This is a genomic window from Streptomyces sp. NPDC127097 (assembly GCF_042724075.1).
Lineage (GTDB): Bacteria > Actinomycetota > Actinomycetes > Streptomycetales > Streptomycetaceae > Streptomyces.
In genome coordinates, this window is sequence record NZ_JBHXFI010000038.1 from 22,733 (window position 1) to 42,208 (window position 19,476).

Here is a 19,476-nt window from a genome sequence, read left to right on the forward strand (position 1 = left end):
GGCGCGGTGGACGTGGGGCCACGGTACGACGGCGGTGCGGGCGCGGCGGGCGGTGACGGGCCGGGCCACGGCGGCGGCCGGGGCGACGGCGGCGGGGACGATGCCGAGGCGCTGCTGCGCGCCCGACTACGGCTCGCGGACGAACAGATCGAGACACCACCCGGCCTGTGGGACCGCATCCGGGAGCCGGGCACCGCGCCGGCACCCGCCGTGGTGCCGCTGCCCAGGAGGCGGCCGCGGATGGTCGTGCTCGTCGTGGCGGCGGCGGTGGCCGCGGTGGCGCTGGGGGTGTGGTGGCTGGTGCGCCCCGGGCCCGTCTCCCTCCGGCCGGCCGGGCCGCCCCCGACGGTGAAGATCACGGTCTACAACAGCGAACGGGCCTGCCGCACGGGCCGTTCCCTGGAGTGCGCGCTGCGGCTGGCCAACGACCCGCGCGCCAAGTACGCCGCGCGCGGCAACTCCGCGGGCCGGGTCTGGCACGGCGATGCGCTGGCCGCGCGCTGTGTGGTGACGGACGGCCGGATGGTCCGCGACGAGGCGGGCGTCACCTCCACCCGCTGGTATCTGGTCACCAGCGGGCAGGGGGTGCGGGGCTGGCTGCCGGGGGTGCGGACGCGGAACACCCGTGAGGTACCGGAGTGTCCGGAGAGTGTGACGTAGGGCCTGTCGTTTGGACCAGGTCGGGCTCGCGGGGGCTGCGCGAGGTCAGCGGCCCCGGAACGACGGGCGGCGGCGCGCCACGAAGGAGGCGACGCCCTCCTGTGCGTCCGCCGTCGTCATATTGAGCTCCTGGGCGGTGGCCTCGGCGGCGAAGGCCGCGCTCCGGTCGGTGTCGAGTGAGGCGTTGACCAGCTGTTTGGTCAGGGCCAGTGCGCGGGTCGGGCCGGCCGCCAGCCGCTCGGCCCACTCCCGGGCCGTCTTCGCCAGCTCGAAGTCCGGCACGACCCGGTTGACCAGACCCAGCCGTTCCGCTTCGCCGGCCGACAGGGCGTCCCCGAAGAACATCAGCTCCTTGGCGCGCTGCAGGCCGATCAGCCGCGGCAGGAGGTAGGCGCCGCCGCCGTCCGGGACCAGGCCGCGGCGGACGAACACCTCGATGAACCGGGCCGATTCGGCGGCCAGCACCAGGTCGCAGGCGAGCGCGAGATGGGCGCCGAGCCCGGCCGCGGTGCCGTTGACGGCGGCGATGACCGGCTTTTCGCAGTCCAGCACCGCCGTGATGAGCCGCTGGGCGCCGCCCCGGATCATCCGGGCGACATCACCGGCGACCCGCTCGCCGGCCGGCGGCCCGCCGCGCAGATCGGCGCCGGCGCAGAAGCCCTTGCCGGTCGCGGTGAGCACGACGGCCCGGACACCGGGGTCGGCCGAGGCGTCGGCGAGCCGGCCGATGAGGCGTTCGCGCTGGTCCCAGGTGACGGCGTTCATCGCGTCGGGCCGGTTCAGGGTCAGCCACGAGACGCCGTTGTCAGTGGCGTGCAGTATCAATGAATCGGCGGTGTCGGCGGTAGCGGCGGTGTCGGCGGTGTCGACGGGTTCCGCGCGGGAGGCGGGGCCGGCGGGCTCGTCGGGCACGGCGGGGGGAACGGAACCGGGGGACGGTGAGGGTGTCATGGGGGAGCGGCTCCAGAGGGTGTGGTCGGGGCGGGCACGGCGGCCGGCTCCGTGGCGGCCCACGGGCTGGGGGCGGGCCGGGGCGCGGGCCTGGGCGTGGGTGCGGTCGCGGACGCGGGTGTTGGGGGTGTGGTCAAGGGCAGACGGCGAGCGCGTCGAGGGCCACGGCGCCCTGTCCGCGTGGCAGCACCACCAGCGGATTGATGTCCAGCTCGGCGAGCTCGTCACCGAGTTCGAGCGCCATCCGCTGCACTCTCAGGACGGTCTCGACCAGCGCGTCGAGGTCCGCGGGCGGCGCTCCGCGCACACCGTCCAGGAGGGCCCGGCCGCGGAGTTCGTCGAGCATCGCGCGCGCCTGGTCCTCCCCGAAGGGCGGTACGCCCACCACGACGTCCCGCAGCACCTCCACCAGCACCCCGCCCAGGCCGACGGTCACGGTCGGCCCGAAGAGGCTGTCCCGGGTGACGCCGACGACCATCTCGACGCCCCGCTCGATCATCTGGCAGACCAGCACCCCGTCCAGCGGCACGTCCTCGTAGCGTGCGATGTCGGTGAGCTCGCGATAGGCGTCCCGGACCTGGCTGGCCGAGGTCAGCTGGACCTTGACCAGGCCGAGTTCGGTCTTGTGCGCGAGCTGCGGCCCGGATGCCTTCATGACCACGGGATAGCCGACCAGGCTCGCGGCCCGTACTGCCGCCGCCGCGCTGGTCACCAGCTGTTCCCGCGGGACCCGGATGCCGTAGGCGCGCAGCAGCTGCTTCGCCGCGTGCTCGCTGAGCTGCTGGCCCGGCCGCATCAGGGCCCGCGCCTTGCGCGCGGACGGGGACAGGACGCGCGGGGCGTCGTCGAAGGGCGAGCGGTAGCCGTCGACGAAGCGGTGGTGGTCGAGGTAGGCGCGGACGGCGGTGATGCAGTTGGCGAAGGTGCGGAAGGTCGCCACCCGCGAGGAGCCGAGGAGGGTACGGCGGTAGGCGTCCTCCGTACCGACCGGCGAGCCCCACACCACACACACCAGCTTGTCCGTCTGCTCCGCCGCGTCCACCAGATCCTGCGCGAGCTTGTCGCTCATCGGCGGGAAGGGGCCGGTGATCGGGCAGATCAGTACGCCGATGGCGGGGTCGGCCAGGATCGCGTCGAGGATCTTGCGGCCGCGCCAGTCGCCGACCGGATGCCCGCCGTTGTCGACCGGATTGGCGACGTGCAGGTACTCCGGTATCCACTGGTGCAGTTCGGCCTGCTTGGCGGGGCCGAGGGTGGGCAGCCGCAGACCGGCCGCGGTCGCCAGGTCGGAGAAGTGGGCGCCGGTGCCACCGGAGATCGAATAGACCGCGACGCCCTCGGCGGTGGGCTTCCTGGCGCGGGCCAGCAGCGCCGCGGTGTCCTGAAGCTCGTCGAGCCCGTCGACCCGGATCACCCCGAACTGCCGCATCGCGGCGTCCACGACCTCGTCCGCGCCGGTGAGCTTGCCGGTGTGCGAGGCGGCCGTGCGGGCACCGGTCTCGGTGCGGCCGACCTTGACGGCGACGACCGGCACCTTGTTACGGGCGGCCCGGTCGGCGGCCAGCAGAAAACTGCGGCCGTCCTTGAGCCCTTCCACATACGCCGCGATGGCCCCGACCTCGGGACGGGTGGCGAAGTAGGAGAGGAAGTCGGCGGTCTCCAGATCGGCCTCGTTGCCGGTGGGCGCCCAGTGCGAAAGGCGGATGCCCAGCTCCTGGAGGCTGAAGACGGGACGGCCCTGGTGGCCTGACTGGGTGATCAGGGCGATGGCCGGCCCGTCCAGGTCCGTACGGAACTTCTCGAAGGCGTTGAGGTTGGTGTTCGGCCCGAGCAGCCGCACCCCGGAGCGGGCGACGGCCTCGGCCAGCCGCTCCTGGGCGGCCGCACCGCGCTCGCCGGTCTCCGCGAACCCGGAGGCGAAGGCGACCGCGAACTTCACCTTGGGCTCGGCGAGTTGCTCGATGACCGGCAGCGGGTCGCCGACCAGGAGGACCGCGAGATCGACGGGTTCCGGCAGCTCGGCGAGGGAGGCATGGCAGGGCCGCCCGAAGACCTCGGTGCGGCCCGGGTTGACGGGGTGCAGCCGGGCGCCGACCCGTTCCGCCCAGGCGATCAGCTGACGGGTGATGCCGGTATTGGGCCGGCCCTCGCTGTCCGAGGCGCCGATCACCGCCACGGACTCGGGCCGGAAGAACCGGTCCAGGTCGGGCACGGGTGCGTGCAGCGGACGGCCGCTGACATCCCGGTCGACGGGGCGGGCGCCCTGGCCCCCGCCGTCGCGATGCGGTTCACTCATGCCGTGGACGGTGTGTGGTGGTTGCTCCCCACAGGCCACGACGCGGGCCGGCCGGGAGTGAGTGGTGAGGGTGCCGTGAGTCGATCCAAGCATCGCAGACGCCCGCTCCTGTGTGACGGCTCTCGATAACTGACGCATAGTCAGATTACTGAACTGACGCCATGTCAGCTATGGGGTTGCAGGGGAAAGCTTGTGGGGGCCTTGGTTGTCCGTTGTCGCCGCCTGCCTCGGGTGGATCGTTGCGGTCCCCTTGCGTACCGGGCCTGCTTCGGTTGAACTGACGTACCGTCAGGGATGGGCGGGGTCCCGGTTGTCTCTCTGCTCGCGAGGAGCCGGCAGGCATGGTCGTTCGACGAGGTGCTGGGGGTGTTCCGGTGAGGGCCAGGGCTGGTACGGAGACGCGGAGTGCGGAGACCCGGAGTACGGAGGACCGAAGTACGGGCACCCGGGGTGTGGCGCGGAGTGCCGCGCGGTTCGATCTTCCGGAGGTGGATGACTTCACCCGGCCGTACTGGGACGCGGCGGCCGAGGGGCGGCTGCTGCTGCGCCGCTGCCGGGCCGAGGGCTGCGGTGCGGCCCACCACTACCCGCGCGAGTTCTGTCCGTACTGCTGGAGCGAGGACGTCGACTGGGAGCCGGCCACCGGCCGCGCCACCCTCTATACCTGGTCGGTCGTGCACCGTAACGATCTCCCGCCGTTCGGCGACCGGGTCCCGTATGTCGCGGCCGTGGTCGATCTCGCCGAAGGCCCCCGGATGATGACCGAGATCACCGACTGCCCGGAGCCGGAGCTGCGGATCGGGATGCCGCTCGTGGTGCACTTCCGGGGCGTGGGTGGGGGCGCGGACGTGGACTTGGTACCGGGCGAGGGCGGCGGCGGGGGCAATGGTGGGGCCGGGGGCGCCGCGGTCGCCGTCCCCGTCTTCCGCCCGGCGTGAATCCGCGCCCCGGGGCCCCGGCCCGGCCCACGGCGCCCACGGCCCAGCCCCCGTAGCTGCGGCCCGGTCCACGGAGCCCCGCCCCCGTCCCCGGTGCCCCGCCCCCGCCCCCGGCTATTTCCGGTGGCGGCCAGGCCGGGCCCGAGGCATGCTGTGGCCGTGCTGATCCGTGAGGCGACCGCGGCCGACTGGCCCGCCATCTGGCCCTTCTTCCACGCCATCGTGGCGGCCGGGGAGACCTATACCTATCCGCAGGACATGGACGAGGCGACGGCCCGCGAGATGTGGCTGCTCACGTCGCCCGGCCGCACGGTCGTCGCCGTCGACGACTCCGGCACGGTCCTCGGTACGGCCAAGATGAACCCCAACCACATGGGCGGCGCCTCGCACATCGCCAGCGCCAGCTTCATGGTCGACCCGCAGTGCGGCGGCCGCGGTGTCGGCCGGGCCCTGGGCGAACACGTCCTGGCCTGGGCCCGCGCCGAGGGCTACCGCGCGATGCAGTTCAACGCCGTCGTGGAGACCAACACCGGCGCCGTCGCGCTCTGGAAGTCGCTGGGCTTCCAGATCATGACGACCCTCCCCGAGGGCTTCCGGCACCCCACCAAGGGCTATGTGGGGCTGCACATCATGTATCAGCAGCTGTGAGGACCGGCGGCAGCCGTCCGCCGTCGCCCGCGCCGCCCCGCTGCCGTCTGTGCCGTCCGCTGCCGCCCGCCGGCGTCCGCGCCGTTCGCGCCGTTCGCGCCGTTCGCTCACGGCCAGAGCAGCTCCTGGATCCAACGCCCGCCCTCGTGGCGGTAGTTGAGCCGTACGTGCCGGCGTTGCGCATCGCCCTGGAAGAACTCGACTTCCTCCGGGCGCAGCACATACAGCGTCCAGCTCGGTACCTGTGCCTCGGGCTCGCGCCGGGCGTGCTCCCACGCCGCCTCCGAGGCGCGCGCCAGCTCCTCGACCGAGCCGAGCACCTCGCTCTGCCGGCCGACCAGCGCCGCGGCCAGCGCGCCCGTGGAGCGGTGGTGCAGATCGGCCGCGCTCTCCTCGGGGCCCGCCACGGTCACCGGCCCGCTGACCCGCACCTGGCGGCCGACCGCCGGCCAGTAGAAGCCGAGCGCCGCCCGCGGCCGCACGGCCAGCTCGCGACCCTTGCGGCTGCCGCGGTGCGAGGCGAAGTGCCAGCCGCGCTCATCGGCGTCATGCAGCATCAGGGTCCGTACGGAGGGGGTGCCGGCCGCGTCCGCCGTGGCGAGCGTCATGGTGTGCGGCTCCGGAACCCCGGCCTCCGCGGCCTCCCGCAGCCACCGCCGGAACAGCGGGAGCGGCTCGGCCGGGGCCGTCGCCGGGTCGAACGACGGCAGTACGACATCCCAGACCCGCAGCCCGCGCAGCAGCTCGCGGAACGCCTGGGCGTCCGCGTCATCGGCGTGGTCTGCCGGGGTGCCGGCGGGGCCGGCGTCCGGTGGGTCCTGATGCGCGGAGTGATCGGTCATGTCAGGCAGCGTACGTCGGGCCTCCGGCAGCCGGAGCGCGCCCGGCGGCGGGAGCAGGCCCGGCGGCCGGAGCGTGCTCGGTGGCGGGAGCGCACCCGGCAGCCGGAGCGCGCCCGGTGGCGGAAGCGTGCCCAGTGGCGGGAACACACCCAGTTGCCAGCGCGTGCCCGGTGGCCGCGGCCGGCGCCGGATGGGCCTTGAGGGTGATCGCGTTGGCGGCCCGCTGCACGCCCTCGGCGATCTTCTTCGCGAGCAGGTTCTGCCACGGCATGTACGGCAGGATTCGCATCATCAGATGCCGGAACCGGATCTGCCGCCGGGTGTCCGCCGTCATGTCCTTGGCGAACTTCTCGGCCAGCGCGTGATTGACCGCGACATAGCCGCGCAGCTCGCTCTCGTAGCGGTCGAACGCCTCCTCCGGCCCGCGGCCGGCCACCGCCAGCTCCCCCGCCAGCACATACGCGCCGACCAGCGCCATCCCCGTGCCCTGTCCCGAGGCCGGTGAGGCGCAGTGCGCGGCGTCGCCGAGCAGCACCACCCGGCCGCGCGACCAGCGGTCCATCTCGATCAGCTGGAGCCCGTCGAAGTAGAAGTCGTCCGCCGCGCGGGCCGCTTCGAGCAGCCGCGGGATCTGCGTCCAGCCTCTGGACGGGCGGACGCCGACGTCCTTGAACGCGGCGTCGAGCAGCGCCAGTTGCTGGGCGGGCTGCCGGTGGTCGTAGGACAGCCGCGGCGAGCGGAAGGTGAGCAGGCCCTTGGCGGCCGGGTCTCCGGCCGAGCTGTAGACGCAGCTCAGCCTGCCGGGTACCGCGTGGTACAACTCCTCGCGGTCCAGGCCGAGTTCGTTCGGCACCGAGAACGCGGAGATATACGCCCCGAGGTGCCGTACGAACTGTTCCTCCGGGCCGAAGGCCAGCCGCCGGACGTTCGAGTGCAGACCGTCCGCGCCGACGACGAGGTCGAAGCGGCGGGGCGCACCGCGCTCGAAGGTGACGTCGACGCCGCCGGTGCCGCCGGTGCCGTCGGAGCCGTGGCCGTGCTCGTCCGGCCGCTGGGTGAGGGACGTGATCGAGTCGCCGAAGACGTACTCGACGTCCGCCCGGGTGCGTTCGTAGAGGATGCGCGCCAGGTCGCCCCGCATGATCTCGTCGTCCCGGCCGACCCGGGCGCCGAAGAGGGCGGCGGGGAGGGTGGCGATCCGCTTGCCGTCGTCGTTCACATACGCGCCGGTCCGCATGTCCGTACTGGCGCGCTGGATGTCCGCCAGGATTCCCATCCGTTCGGCGACCTCGACCGCCGCACCACGGATGTCGACCTTGTAGCCGCCGGTCCGCAGCTCGGGGGCGCGCTCGACGACGGTCACCGCGAAGCCGTAGCGGTGCAGCCAGTGGGCGAGCGCCGGGCCGGCGATGCTCGCGCCGGAGATCAGCACGGTCCGGGGGCTGGTGCGGGGGGACGGCGAAACGGTGCCGGACATGGCGGGGTTCCCTTCGGGGTCGTGGTGCTCCTGCATGCACTGCGCCACAAGGCCGCGGCGCTCGGTCGTGGTGCATTCGCTGACCGGTACTCGAACTATACGAGCGTCTTAAACGCTTGTCTATGACGCTTGTCTATGGCGTTTGTTCAAGGTGACTGCCGGGGGGCGTTCGGGGCGTTCGGATCGTCCGGGCCGTGGCGCGGCTCTAGGACACGCCCTGTCCTAGATGCTCACTACCGTCGGTGCGGGCAATGGCACTGCGAAGGAGCAGACGTTGAGCGAGATCAGCAGCAATCAGCCATTCGGTACGCCGACTTGGATCGATCTCGGGGTCCCCGACCTCGACCGGGCGAAGGAGTTCTATCGCGCGCTGTTCGGCTGGGAGTACGAGGAGCGGTCGGCGGCGACCGGTCCGTTCACCCTGTGTCTGCTGCGCGGCCGGCGGGTGGCGGCCCTGCGGTCCGTCTCCGCCGCGGACGTCGAGGGCGAGTCCTGGTGGCTGCCGTACCTCGCCACGGACGACTGCGACGCGGCGGTCAAGCGGAGCGTCGAGTGCGGCGGGACGGTGACGGTGCCGCCCGCGGACGTGGCGGGGCTGGCCCGTACGGCCGTCGTCACGGACCCGGTCGGTGCCCGCTTCGGGCTCTGGCAGGGACGTACGCTGCCGGGCTGCGAGCTGGTCAACGAGCCCAGCACACTGATCCGCAACGACCTCGCGGCCCCGGACCCCGAGCCCGCCCGCCAGTTCTACGCCGCCGTCTTCGGCTTCACCCTCGACGGCAACGACGATCTCCCCGACTTCGACTTCACCTTCCTGCGGCGGCCCGACGGCCATGAGATCGGCGGCGTCTTCGGCGACCCCGCGGCCCCCGCCTCCCGCTGGCAGACCGTGTTCGAGGTGGCGGACACCGACGAAGTGGCGGCCCGCGCCGTCGCCGCCGGCGGCACGGCCGGCACCCCCGAGGACGCCCCGTACGCCCGCATGGCCTCGCTCACCGACCCCTTCGGCACGGCCTTCAGCATCGGCACCCGCCCGGCCGCCGACTGAGCAACGGCCGCTCTCCGGGACTCCCCTCCGGCGCCGGGCCCGACCCCGGCGCCGGGCCCGCCCGCGACTCTCCGCCGGGGGCCCGGCCGCGGGTCTTCGCCGGGCTCCCGCCGGCCCGGCCTCCCGAGGCCGGCGCGGGCCCCGCCTCACCCCCGCCCCAACACCACCGTCCCCGACGAACAGAACCAGCCGCCCGTGCCGGAGGCGACCGCGAGCTGGGGCAGCCGGCCGCCGGGCTTGCGCACCTGGCGGTCCGGGCCGGCCTCGCCGCGGAGCTGGCGTACCGCCTCGACCAGCAGGAACAGCCCCCGCATCCCGGGGTGGCAGGCGGCCAGCCCGCCGCCGTCGGTGTTGACCGGCAGCGCCCCGTCCCGCAGCAGCCGTCCCTCCCCGACGAACGCACCGCCCTCGCCCTTGGCGCAGAAGCCCAGGTCCTCCAGCGTCACCAGGGTCATATAGGTGAAGGCGTCATAGAGCTCGGCGAGGTCGATCTCGGCGGGGCGGACCCCGGCGCGGCCGAAGGCCAGCCGGCCGGAGACCGCCGCGGGGGAGACGGTGAAGTCGTCCCACTCCGACATGGTGGTGTGGGACACCGCGGTGCCCGAACCGAGCACCCACACCGGGGGTTTGGCCAGGTCGGGGACGTACTCCTCGGCGACGAGCAGGACCGCGCAGCCGCCGTCGGAGCGGATGCAGCAGTGCAGTTTGGTGAACGGGTCGGCGATCACCGGTCCGTCGAGCACCTCGTCGACGGTGATCGGGTCGCGGTACAGGGCGTCCGGGTTGGCCGCCGCGTTGGCGCGTGCCTGCACCGCGACCTGGGCCAACTGCTCCAGGGTGGTGCCGTATTGGTGCATATGGCGGCGGGCGGCCATGGCGTATTTGGCGATCAGGGTGTGCCCGTAGGGGACCTCGAACTGGAGCGGGCCACGGGCGCCGAAGGACAGGTTCGCGGTGCGCCGCCCGGCCCTGATGTCGGCGCGGGCGGTGGAGCCGTAGACCAGGAGTACGGCGTTGGCGTGGCCGGCGGCGATCGCGTCGGCGGCGTGCGCGGCGAGCACTTCCCAGGTGGCGCCGCCCACCGACGTCGAGTCGACCCAGGTGGGGCGCAGTCCCAGGTACTCCGCGACCTCGACGGGCGCGAGCGTGCCCAGCCCGGCCGAGGCGAAGCCGTCGATCACCGCCCGGTCCAGCCCGCTGTCGGCGAGTGCCCGGCGGGCGGCCTGGGCGTGCAGGGCGTACGGGGTGGCCCGGTCCACGCGTCCGCAGTCGGACAGCGCGACTCCGGCGACGGCGACCTTGCGATTCCCGTAAGTGGTCCCTGAGGTCATGAATCTGACGGTACATCAGATATGAGGGGCCGGGCAGGGGGCGGGATACGGCGCCGGAGGCCCTGCCTTGCCGCCTCGCCGCCTCGCCCCGGCATGGCCACGCCGCCTCGCCGCCACGCCGTCTCGCCCCCACGGCCCCGCCGCCCCCATAGACCAACTTAAAGCGATTATCCGAGAATCGGAGGTTTCCGGCGGCCTTCAAATGACTCCCGGGTGACGGTATTCTCACATCGCTTTGTGCATTTCACCGGCCGGTTTCCGGCCGGCTGACTGCTCGCTGTTTGCCCATGCGGCGGAGCAGACATTTCCATGCGCGGGACGGGATGTTTCCGCTTTCCTCAGGGAGTGTCATGTTCGCCTATACGCCACATATTTCGGCACTTGCGCCGGACCGTGGTTCCGGATTACGTGCCGAATTCGTGCCAGGGGCAGTTATCCCCGTGGGTACGCTGCCCCAGGGAATCACCCTTTCGCCCGACGGAACCCGTGCCTATGTCGCCAACCGGGGCTCGGACACGGTCAGTGTGATCGACACCGCCACCGACACCGTCACGGCGACCATCCCCACGGGGGCCGGGCCCGTATTGGTGGCCCTTGGCCCGGACGGCACCCGCGGATACGTGACCGTCGCAGATGCCGGTCTGGTGAGCGTGCTCGACACCGCCACGAACACCCTCGTCACGGACATCCCCGTAGGGGCGGCACCGGCGATGGCGGCGGTCACCCCGGACGGCACCCGGGTCTACGTGACACAGCAGGCCGACACCACGGTGAGCGTGATCGACACGGCCACCAACACCGTCACCGGCACCATCCCCGTCGGGGTCGGGGGCACCGGTGTGGTCATCACGCCGGACGGGGCCCGCGCCTACGTGGCGTGCTATTCGGCCGGCGTCCGAGTGATCGACACTGCCACGAACACCGTCACGACGACGATCACGACCGGCGATGTCCCCATCCTGCTGGCGCTCAGCCCCGACGGGTCCCGCCTCTATGTCACCAATGTCGGCAGCGCCACGGTGAGTGTGGTCGACACCGCCACCGACGCCGTCATCGACGACGTCGGCGTCAGCGCTCAGGCGCGGTTCCCGGTGGTGACCCCGGACAACGCCCATGTCCTGGTGGCGAATTCCCTCCCGGACACGGTGAGCGTGATCGACACCGCCACCCGTACTGTCGTCGAGAACATCGGCGTGGGGGCCGGCCCCACCGGCCTCGCGGTCTCGTCCGACGGGACGCACGCTTATGTGGGCAACTCCGAGGCCGGCACGGTCAGCGTGTTCGCGACGACCGTGCTGCCCGACCAGGGGTCCACGGCGGGCGGGGCCGCCGTGACGGTGACCGGTCACCACCTGGCCAACGCCACCGCCGTGCGCTTCGGTACCGCGCAGGCCGGCATCACCGCCAATACGGACACCTCGCTGACCGTCACCGAGCCCGCCGGATCGGGTGCGGTCCCCGTGACGGTCACCACCGCGGGCGGCACCGGCACCCTCGGCACCTTCTACTACGCGCCGTTGCCCGCGCTCACCGGCATCAGCCCCGACTCCGGGCCGGTCGCCGGCAGCGACGACGAGATCACCCTCACCGGCCGCAACCTCGCCGGGGCGATCGATGTGCACTTCGGCACCAGCCGCGCCGTGATCCAGAGCGTCTCCGACACCGAGATCACCGTCCGGGCCCGCACGGCCCCGGGGCCCGGTGGCGTCCCCGTCACCGTGCGCACCGCCGGCGGCAGCGTCCAGGGCCTGACCTACACCTACGTGAGTTCCTCCACCGTCACCGATATCAGCCCCAATTCGGGACCGACCTCGGGCGGCACCGTCGTCACGATCACCGGCACCGGCCTCTCCTACACCGAGCAGGTCACCTTCAACGGCACCCCGGCCCCCTTCGAGATCGTCTCTGACACCACCGTGTCCGCCACGTCCCCGCCCAGCGGCGCCGCCGGCACCGTCACGGTCGTGGTCACCGGCCCCGTTGGCAGCCCCACCGGATCGTTCACCTACATCGGCGGTCCCGGCATCTGATCCGCCGGACGGGCCGCACGGCCCGGCCGGGCGGACCCCTACGGGCCGCGCGGCACCGGCACACCGAGTTTCCGGCCGACCGGAATCCCGGCCGACGGGCCGGGCCGGAGTCGCGGGGCCTGCCGTCCACGCGAGCGCGGACCGGGAATGAGAGCACCTCACGGCAGCGCGTCAGAGCAATTCCCTTCCAGTCCCAGAGGAGAAAACTGTGCGTCCCTTCAAGCAGATCCTGCTGAGCGCGGCCACCGGAATCTCGGCCCTCCTTTTCTGCGCACCCACGGCCTCCGCGGCCGTCGGCGCAGGCGCCGATTCCTTTCCCCCGCACGAGGAAACCTTCCAGCTGGTCGCCAAGCAGACCCAGGGCACGTTCGTCGATGTGGACGGATCGGGCGGGCCCAGCCAGGGCGATGAATTCGTCATCAGCGGGGACCTGTTGCGCGCCGGCATCCCGGTCGGCACCTACAGCGAGATCTGCACGCTGACCCGGACCGCTCCGGGCGATGAGTTCGACCTCCAGTGCGCGCCCGTCCTCGCGCTCCCCCTGGGGCAGATCACCGCGCAGGGCCGGTTCACCGTCACCTCCGCAGGCCCCGGCAACATCGACCTCGCGATCACCGGCGGCACCGGGCGGTTCCGCACCGCCCACGGCAACATCCACGCCGTCAACGTCAGTGACACCGAGACCACCCTCACCGTCCACCTCATCCGCTGACCGGCGGCGAGCCGGGCGAGCCGGGCCACGGTGACGTGACCCGGCTCCGCCCTGCGCTCCGGCATCCGGAGCCCTGGCCCCCGATGACTTGCGAACCCGGCCTAGGAAAGTGCACCCCTCGTCCCTACTATGACGGCCCGTCAGATCTGAAGCGGGGGGCCCGTCGGACCGGACGGGCGTTGTCGCACGGCCGGGAGGAGCCCGCCGATGGATGCCGCGTTCACCGAGGAGCAGCACGAAATCCGCCGTACGCTGCGCGAACTGCTGCTCAAGCGCTGCGGTCCGGACGAGGTCAAGGCGGCGGTACGCACCCCAGCGGGGTACGACACCGAGCTGTGGCGGCAGCTCGCCGGCCGGCTCGGTCTGCCCGGTCTGGCGCTGCCGACGGCGTACGGAGGGGTGGGCTGTGGGCCCACCGAACTCGCCCTGGCCTGTGAGGAGACCGGCCGCGTCGTCCTTCCCGCACCGCTGGTCGCGACCGCCGCGCTGGCCGCCCCGCTCCTCCTCGCGCTGGGCAGCGAGCGCCAGCGCACCACCCTGCTCCCGGCCCTCGCCGCCGGTGAGCTGACCGCGACGCTGGCCGTGCCCGGCGGACGGCTCGCCACCGCACTGGCGCTGACCGGTCCCAACGACGGCGACTGGGCGGGGGGCGGCCGGGCCGGCGGCATCCAGGCGCGGAGAGTGCCGGAGGAGAGTGCGGCGGCCCCGTCGCGGCACGGCGGGCGGCCGGCGGGCGGCGGCTGGCGGCTGTACGGCGAGGCCGGCCAGGTGCTCAACGGGCACACCGCGGATGTGCTCGTGGTGGCCGCGCACACCGGTGGCTTCGCGCGCAGCCGCACCCTGCTCTTTCTCGTACGGGCGGCGGACGCGGGCGGGGCCCGGCCCGGCGCGGAGCCCGGGGTGCCCGGTCTGCTGCGGACCCGGCAGACCGCCATGGACGAGACCCGGCCGCAGGCCCGTCTCGAACTGCGCGAGGTACCGGCCGAGTTGCTGGGCGAGGGGGAGGGCGACGCGGCGGCGGTGGCCCGGACGCTCGCCGCGACGGGGCTGGTGGCGGCCGCGGCGCTGGCGGCCGAGGCGGTGGGCGCGGCCGATACGGCGCTGGCCCGTACCGTCGCCCATGTGCGGCAGCGGGTGCAGTTCGGCCGGCCCATCGGCTCCTTCCAGGCGGTCCAGCACCGGCTCGCCGATCTGTACGTGGCGCTCCAGGCGGCCCGCTCGGCGGCGTACTACGCGGCCTGGTCGGCGGGCGGCGGCCGGTCCGCGCCCGAGGGTGCCGGCGCGGCCGGGCCCGGGGTGGGGGCGCTGGCGCTCGCCCAGGCGCTGGAGGCCCTGCGGGCGGTGGCGGCCGAGGCGGTGCAGTTGCACGGAGGTATCGGCTTCACGTGGGAACACGAGGCGCAGCTGTACTTCAAGCGGGCGGCCTGCGACGAACTGCTGCTGGGGCCCGTGCACCGGCTGCGGGCGCGGGCCGCCGAGGAGGCGGGGCTGTTCCCGGACGGGGCGGGGGAGCCGGACGGGGTGCCGGCCCCGGGCCGGGCGCCGGAGGCGGTGGAGGTCTGATGCGCCCGGGTGAGCGGTTGCTCATGAAGGTCTCCGCGACCCGTGCGTTCGCCCGGACCGCGCCGTACGTCATCCCCGCGCTGGACCGCGCGGTGCACCGGCTGACCCGGGGAAAGGTGCTGCTCAGCACCCGGATGCTGCCCGGCGTGGTGCTGACCGCGACCGGTGCCAGGAGCGGGCTTTTGCGGCGTACCCCGCTGGCGTGCGTACCGGAGGAAGACGGCGGCTGGCTGCTGGTCGGCAGCAATTTCGGGCGGCCGGGGCATCCGGCCTGGACCGGGAACCTGCTCAAGAATCCGGAGGCCGAGGTGAGTTGGCGGGGCCGGGACATACCGGTGCGGGCCCGGTTGCTGTCCGGCGAGGAGCGGGCGCGCGCCTGGCGGGCGGCGCTGGCGCTCTGGCCCCCGTACGCGGCGTATCAGGCGCGGGTGACGCGGGAGATCCGGCTGTTCCGGCTGGAGCGGCGCTGACCGGAGCGGTGCGCGGTGCGGCGGCCGGTGGGCCGCCGACGCGCAGCGGGCGCCGTGCCGAACCCCTGAGGGCCGCGCGGCGCCCGCTGCGTGTGGTGTACAGCTATGGCAGGACGAACACAGGACCGATGGCGAACCGTCCCGGGAGCACCGGGACTTCGAGGCGCGGCGGCTTCTCCGGCCGCTTCCCCGACTGCTATCGCGGTGGCTTCGTTATTTGGTCGGCTTCTTTCCGGTGACACCGAGGTGCACCAGCAGCGCCAGATTCGGCTTGAGCTCGGCCTGTTTCACGCCCCAGCTCTGGAAGCCCTTCTGGTGAGCGGCGACCGCCGCCAGCATGGCGACCATCGAGCCGGCGATGGCGGCCGGGCTCACGTCCTTGTCGACCTTGTTCTTGCTCTGAAGGTCCTTGATGGAGTCCGTAAGGGAGTTGGTGACGGCATTGAGGATCTTCATGCGGATCTTGTAGAAACGCTTGTCGCCTTCGGCCGCGCCCAGGTCGACGACGCGCAGAATCGCGTCGTGCTTGCGCCAGAAGGAGAGAAAGCCCTCGACCAGATCTTCCGCGGCCTGCCAGGCGGATTTGCCCACCCAGGAGCGTCCGGCGACAAGATCGGTCAGAGTGGCGCCTTCTTTGGCCATCTCCTCGGCGATTTCGAGGACGGCGCCCTCGACGTCCGGGAAGTACTGATAGAACGTTGCGGGTGAAGTCCCCGCTTTTCGGGCTACATCGATGACCTTGACGTCCCGATAGGGGGACGAACTGAGCATTTCACTGAGGCAGTCGAGAAGCTTTTGCCGCGTCGCCTGTCCGCGGCGGCCGGCAACTCTGCCGTCGACGGTTCGAACTTGTCCTGTCATGCCGTCAGCTTACCGAGGGGTGATCGGAGCGCGATTTGGCTGCCTGCAAATGGGGATGGGGGAGTTAAGGGTGCAGGGCCCCGGGGAGTGCCTTGATGACGGGCCCGGCCGCGGTCGCGGCTCGTATGGCACCGCTTGGTCCGAACCAGTGAACAGTGTTATCAACAGCCTGTGGACAACTTTGGTGGATAAGCGGTCACCCTCCGTGCGGCAAGTGCACGCCGACGGCCGCCGGTTGGACTTCACCGCCGCTCCTCCGCCGGTCCCGCCACCCCCTCCCGGCGCCGCCGGAGTCGATTACCCGTTCGAATCCCTGGCGGGCGGACTACGCGAACCGGCGCTAGCTTGGACATATGGCCGCCCTGGCGGCTGCCACTCTCCGCTGCCCGTACATCAATCAAGGCGCCACGCCCGGCGCGCTGGCACCGAAATGACCTTCGAACGCGCAGAATTGGGGCCTGGGGCCGCACGCGACGACGGGGAGGGCAGGACCGGTGGGGGATGGGTGCGTGCGGCCGGTGGAACGGCGTGGATCCGGCCACCGCGGCCACCGGATGCGCCGAGGACTCAACCGATTTCCTCATGTGCGCGTCAAACGGAATGGTGAACGTCCAGATAGTCGGCGGTGCCCCGCGCAGGGGACCCGGAACCGATCGGTAACCCCGTGGTCAATCGCCCGTCGGCGGACGTATCGGAGCACGTCAGGCGGGGTGGGGTGACATCGGGTAACGGGACCGGAGCGGGTGGGGGGAGAGATGCCGTGACACGGCGGACAGGCCCCGGGTTCGCAACCGTCGGCTCGGCCAGGAAGAATCAGCACGCGTACGGCCGTTTCGACAGTCCTCGCCGCAGGCGGGGAGACGCTGCACGGGGCAGTGGCTCTCGGCGGTTCGTGGCTATGGAGAGTCTCTTTTACGCCCCACGGGGAGGTGGCAGGTAAGTGGTGGAGCAGCTGAAGCAGCTGACGCAGCACGATCCCCGGCGGATCGGCCCGTTCGAGGTGCTCGGTCGTCTCGGGGCCGGCGGCATGGGACTGGTCTATCTCGCGCGCTCGGCGTCCGGGCGGCGCGTGGCGATCAAGACGGTGCGTACCGAGCTCGCCGAGGACCAGCTGTTCCGGGTCCGCTTCACCCGCGAGGTCGAGGCGGCCCGCGCGGTCAGTGGCTTCTACACGGCCGCGGTGGTGGACGCCGACCCGCGCGCGGCGGTGCCCTGGCTCGCGACCGCCTATGTCCCCGCGCCCTCTCTAGAGGAAATAGTCAATGAGTGCGGGCCGCTCCCGGCCCAGGCGGTGCGCTGGCTGGCGGCCGGGATCGCCGAGGCGCTTCAGTCCATCCACGGCGCGGGCCTGGTACACCGCGACCTGAAGCCGTCGAACGTGCTGGTCGTCGAGGACGGCCCGCGGGTGATCGACTTCGGTATCGCCTCCGGGGTGTCCAACACCCGGCTGACGATGACCAATGTGGCCGTGGGCACGCCCGCCTACATGTCGCCCGAGCAGGCCCGGGACTCACGCAGTGTCACGGGCGCCAGCGATGTCTTCTCCCTCGGGTCGACGCTGGTCTTCGCCGCCACCGGCCATGCGCCGTTCCATGGCGCCAACCCCGTCGAGACCGTCTTCATGCTGCTGCGGGAGGGCCCCGACCTGACGGGCCTGCCGGACGAACTCCGTCCGCTCATGGAGTCCTGTATGCAGATGGAGGCCGGCCAGCGGCCGTCCCCCGCCGATCTCCAGTCCCAGCTCGCGCCGCACCTCTTCGGCTCCGGCAGCGACGACAGCGGTACCGCCTCGGCCTGGCTGCCGCCCGGCGCGGTGGGCCTCATCGAGAGCCGGCGCGGCGGCCGCACCGCCGTACCCGGCAACGGTCAGCGGGCCGGTTCCGGCCGCGGGGCCGGCCGCCCGGCGCCCGCCGCGCCGCCGGCCCCGCCCGCGTCACCCCCGATGCCCGCCGCGCAGCCCGTCCACGCGCCGCCGCGGCCGGAGAGCGTCCCCGCCGCCGCGGAGTCCGGCTGGCCCGGCCAGATCGGCGCGGGCCCCGGCGCGCACCGCGGCAGCGATCCGCGCGGTGGCCATCCGGGCCCGATGCCGCAGCCCGCGGCACTCGGCCCGGACGTCTCGACGGCCCGGGTGACCCCGGTCTCCGCACCGCCGCCGGCCGCCCCGTCCCCCGCCGCCGCGCTGTCCTCCGCACCGCCCGTCCCGTCGGCCGCTCCCGGGGACGGCGCCGCCGGTCCCGTACAGCTCGGCGGCTCGCCCGCCGCCATAGGGCCGGGGCCGCGCGCCGACGCTCCGCCGCCGCGCGCGCAGGCCGGTGCCGCGACGAACTGGGTACGGCCGCCCGGCGCCGGACCCACGACCGGCGTGCCCCCGCAGGGGCCGGCCAACGGCGGGGAGAGCCCGGCCCGCAACGAGGCCGCGCCGCCCCCGCCGCCCGAGGCGCCGCCCGAGCCGGGCCGCTGGCGCCCCTGGCGGTTCCGGATGTCGAACGATGTGTGGGGCACCCCCGCCGTCGCCGACGACCTGCTCTACGTCACCTCCTTCGAGGTGCATGCGCTCGATGTGGCCAGCGGACGCCGCAAGTTCAAAACCCGTGACGTCGCCTGGGCGATGGCCGTCGCGGACGGCCGGATCCACGCCTCGGACGGCCCGAGCCTGTACGCGCTGGACGCCGACGACGGCACCGAGCGCTGGCGGCTGAACACCGAGGGCTGGGTCTACGCCCTCAAGGTCGACCGCGGGACCGTCGTCACCAGCACCCGCGGCGGCGGCGTCCAGGCATGGGAGGCCGCCAACGGCGAGCTGCTGTGGGAGACCGGCGGCGTCCAGACCGACTTCGAGACCGCCGAGGCCGGGCCCGTGGTGCACGAGGGCACGGTCTTCGTGTGGGCCGACGCCCGGCTCAAGGCACTGGAGGCCCGGACCGGCGCCGAGCGCTGGTCGTATCCGGTGGGCGACGCCGCGGCCTGCGGCGGGGTGCCGATGCGGCTGCTGCCGGCGTCGGACGGTGCGGTCTATGTCGTGGCCGGTACCCGGGTGCTGGCGATCGACATCGCCCGCGGTGACGTGCGCTGGCACTTCGAGGCGCCCGCGGTGTTCCTGAGCCCGCCCGCCTTCGCCCCCGGCCCGGCCGTCACCGGCGGCGGGGTCTATCTGGCGGACTATCTCGGCACGGTCTACGCCCTCGACCCGGCGGACGGCCGCGACTGCTGGCGGATCGCCACCGAGGCACGGCAGTCCACCGAGCCGGTCCTGGTCGCGCACGGTGCGGTCCATCTGGGCAGCGGCAAGGCGCTCTACACGCTCGACGCGGTGACCGGCACCCCGCGCTGGCGGTTCCAGGCCGGCGCGGAGGTCATCGGCGCCCCGGTCGTCGCGGAGGGCCGGGTGCACTTCGGCTCCGCCGACCACTGCCTCTACACGCTGGATGCGATGGGCGGCCAGCTGCGCTGGAAGCTGGCGACCGGCGGCGAGATCACCGGCTCGCCGGTGGCGGTCGGCGGTGTGGTGTACGCGTGCAGCAAGGACCGTTGTGTGTACGCGCTGGACGCGGCCAAGGGGACGGGGCTGGCGCGGCGGTCGTGAGGCGGGGCGGGGCCGTGAGGCGGGGCCGGGCTGCGTGCCGCTTCCCGTAGGGGACGGACGGGCTGC

The 19,476-nt window shown here is 73.1% G+C and carries 15 protein-coding genes; 9 read left to right on the forward strand and 6 right to left on the reverse strand.

The window, feature by feature from the left end:
* Window positions 1-6: 6 nt before the first annotated feature.
* Window positions 7-660, forward strand: a complete 654-nt coding sequence (locus ACFWJW_RS25535) for a hypothetical protein (protein WP_387245759.1) — start codon at window positions 7-9, stop codon at window positions 658-660.
* Between the two features lie 45 nt (window positions 661-705).
* Here the strand turns inward: ACFWJW_RS25535 and ACFWJW_RS25540 are convergent, their stop codons facing one another.
* Both ACFWJW_RS25540 and ACFWJW_RS25545 read right to left on the reverse strand, forming a co-directional pair.
* Entirely contained in the window at window positions 706-1,611 is a 906-nt protein-coding gene (locus tag ACFWJW_RS25540; RefSeq protein ID WP_387245761.1) for an enoyl-CoA hydratase/isomerase family protein, read from the reverse strand.
* Between the two features lie 133 nt (window positions 1,612-1,744).
* Complete coding sequence (locus ACFWJW_RS25545; protein ID WP_387245763.1) at window positions 1,745-4,000, reverse strand: acetate--CoA ligase family protein; 2,256 nt, start codon at window positions 3,998-4,000, stop codon at window positions 1,745-1,747.
* A gap of 359 nt (window positions 4,001-4,359) precedes the next feature.
* On the opposite strand from ACFWJW_RS25545, the gene ACFWJW_RS25550 reads away from it, so the two are divergent.
* Entirely contained in the window at window positions 4,360-4,845 is a 486-nt protein-coding gene (locus ACFWJW_RS25550; protein ID WP_387245765.1) for a Zn-ribbon domain-containing OB-fold protein, read from the forward strand.
* 159 nt (window positions 4,846-5,004) lie between these two features.
* On the forward strand, window positions 5,005-5,493 hold the full coding sequence (locus ACFWJW_RS25555) for a GNAT family N-acetyltransferase (RefSeq protein ID WP_387245768.1): 489 nt from the start codon (window positions 5,005-5,007) through the stop codon (window positions 5,491-5,493).
* A gap of 107 nt (window positions 5,494-5,600) precedes the next feature.
* On the opposite strand, the gene ACFWJW_RS25560 is transcribed toward ACFWJW_RS25555, so the two are convergent.
* Together ACFWJW_RS25560 and ACFWJW_RS25565 are read right to left on the reverse strand one after the other, a co-directional pair.
* A complete protein-coding gene (locus ACFWJW_RS25560; protein ID WP_387245770.1) occupies window positions 5,601-6,335 on the reverse strand; it encodes a pyridoxal 5'-phosphate synthase in 735 nt (244 codons plus the stop codon).
* A gap of 1 nt (window position 6,336) precedes the next feature.
* Entirely contained in the window at window positions 6,337-7,812 is a 1,476-nt protein-coding gene (locus tag ACFWJW_RS25565) for an FAD-dependent monooxygenase (RefSeq protein WP_387245772.1), read from the reverse strand.
* A 274-nt stretch (window positions 7,813-8,086) separates the two neighbouring features.
* Between ACFWJW_RS25565 and ACFWJW_RS25570 the strand changes: the two genes are divergently transcribed.
* Entirely contained in the window at window positions 8,087-8,860 is a 774-nt protein-coding gene (locus tag ACFWJW_RS25570) for a VOC family protein (protein WP_387245774.1), read from the forward strand.
* Window positions 8,861-9,006: 146 nt separating this feature from the next.
* On the opposite strand, the gene ACFWJW_RS25575 is transcribed toward ACFWJW_RS25570, so the two are convergent.
* Entirely contained in the window at window positions 9,007-10,191 is a 1,185-nt protein-coding gene (locus ACFWJW_RS25575; RefSeq protein ID WP_387245776.1) for an acetyl-CoA acetyltransferase, read from the reverse strand.
* Window positions 10,192-10,631: 440 nt separating this feature from the next.
* Here ACFWJW_RS25575 and ACFWJW_RS25580 point away from each other — a divergent pair, with 440 nt between their 5' ends.
* The 4 genes from ACFWJW_RS25580 (at window position 10,632) to ACFWJW_RS25595 (ending at window position 14,966) form a co-directional block, all read left to right on the forward strand.
* Window positions 10,632-12,221, forward strand: a complete 1,590-nt coding sequence (locus ACFWJW_RS25580; protein WP_387245777.1) for an IPT/TIG domain-containing protein — start codon at window positions 10,632-10,634, stop codon at window positions 12,219-12,221.
* 208 nt (window positions 12,222-12,429) lie between these two features.
* Complete coding sequence (locus ACFWJW_RS25585) at window positions 12,430-12,933, forward strand: hypothetical protein (protein WP_387245779.1); 504 nt, start codon at window positions 12,430-12,432, stop codon at window positions 12,931-12,933.
* Between the two features lie 207 nt (window positions 12,934-13,140).
* Entirely contained in the window at window positions 13,141-14,496 is a 1,356-nt protein-coding gene (locus ACFWJW_RS25590; protein WP_387245781.1) for an acyl-CoA dehydrogenase family protein, read from the forward strand.
* On the forward strand, window positions 14,496-14,966 hold the full coding sequence (locus ACFWJW_RS25595; protein ID WP_387245783.1) for a nitroreductase/quinone reductase family protein: 471 nt from the start codon (window positions 14,496-14,498) through the stop codon (window positions 14,964-14,966). Before ACFWJW_RS25590 ends, ACFWJW_RS25595 begins: the two co-directional genes overlap by 1 nt.
* A 213-nt stretch (window positions 14,967-15,179) precedes the next feature.
* Here ACFWJW_RS25595 and ACFWJW_RS25600 read toward each other — a convergent pair whose 3' ends face one another.
* On the reverse strand, window positions 15,180-15,827 hold the full coding sequence (locus ACFWJW_RS25600) for a TetR family transcriptional regulator (protein ID WP_042156052.1): 648 nt from the start codon (window positions 15,825-15,827) through the stop codon (window positions 15,180-15,182).
* A gap of 940 nt (window positions 15,828-16,767) precedes the next feature.
* On the opposite strand from ACFWJW_RS25600, the gene ACFWJW_RS25605 reads away from it, so the two are divergent.
* Window positions 16,768-19,410, forward strand: coding sequence for a PQQ-binding-like beta-propeller repeat protein (locus ACFWJW_RS25605; protein WP_387245785.1), 2,643 nt, complete (start codon window positions 16,768-16,770; stop codon window positions 19,408-19,410).
* The last annotated feature ends 66 nt before the right edge of the window (window positions 19,411-19,476 follow it).

Coding starts and splice junctions, on each gene's coding strand:
- ACFWJW_RS25540 (WP_387245761.1), bottom strand. CDS start 1,611: ATGACACCCTCACCGTCCCCCGGTTCCGTTCCCCCCGCCGTGCCCGAC.
- ACFWJW_RS25545 (WP_387245763.1), bottom strand. CDS start 4,000: ATGCTTGGATCGACTCACGGCACCCTCACCACTCACTCCCGGCCGGCC.
- ACFWJW_RS25560 (WP_387245770.1), bottom strand. CDS start 6,335: ATGACCGATCACTCCGCGCATCAGGACCCACCGGACGCCGGCCCCGCC.
- ACFWJW_RS25565 (WP_387245772.1), bottom strand. CDS start 7,812: ATGTCCGGCACCGTTTCGCCGTCCCCCCGCACCAGCCCCCGGACCGTG.
- ACFWJW_RS25575 (WP_387245776.1), bottom strand. CDS start 10,191: ATGACCTCAGGGACCACTTACGGGAATCGCAAGGTCGCCGTCGCCGGA.
- ACFWJW_RS25590 (WP_387245781.1), top strand. CDS start 13,141: ATGGATGCCGCGTTCACCGAGGAGCAGCACGAAATCCGCCGTACGCTG.
- ACFWJW_RS25595 (WP_387245783.1), top strand. CDS start 14,496: ATGCGCCCGGGTGAGCGGTTGCTCATGAAGGTCTCCGCGACCCGTGCG.
- ACFWJW_RS25600 (WP_042156052.1), bottom strand. CDS start 15,827: ATGACAGGACAAGTTCGAACCGTCGACGGCAGAGTTGCCGGCCGCCGC.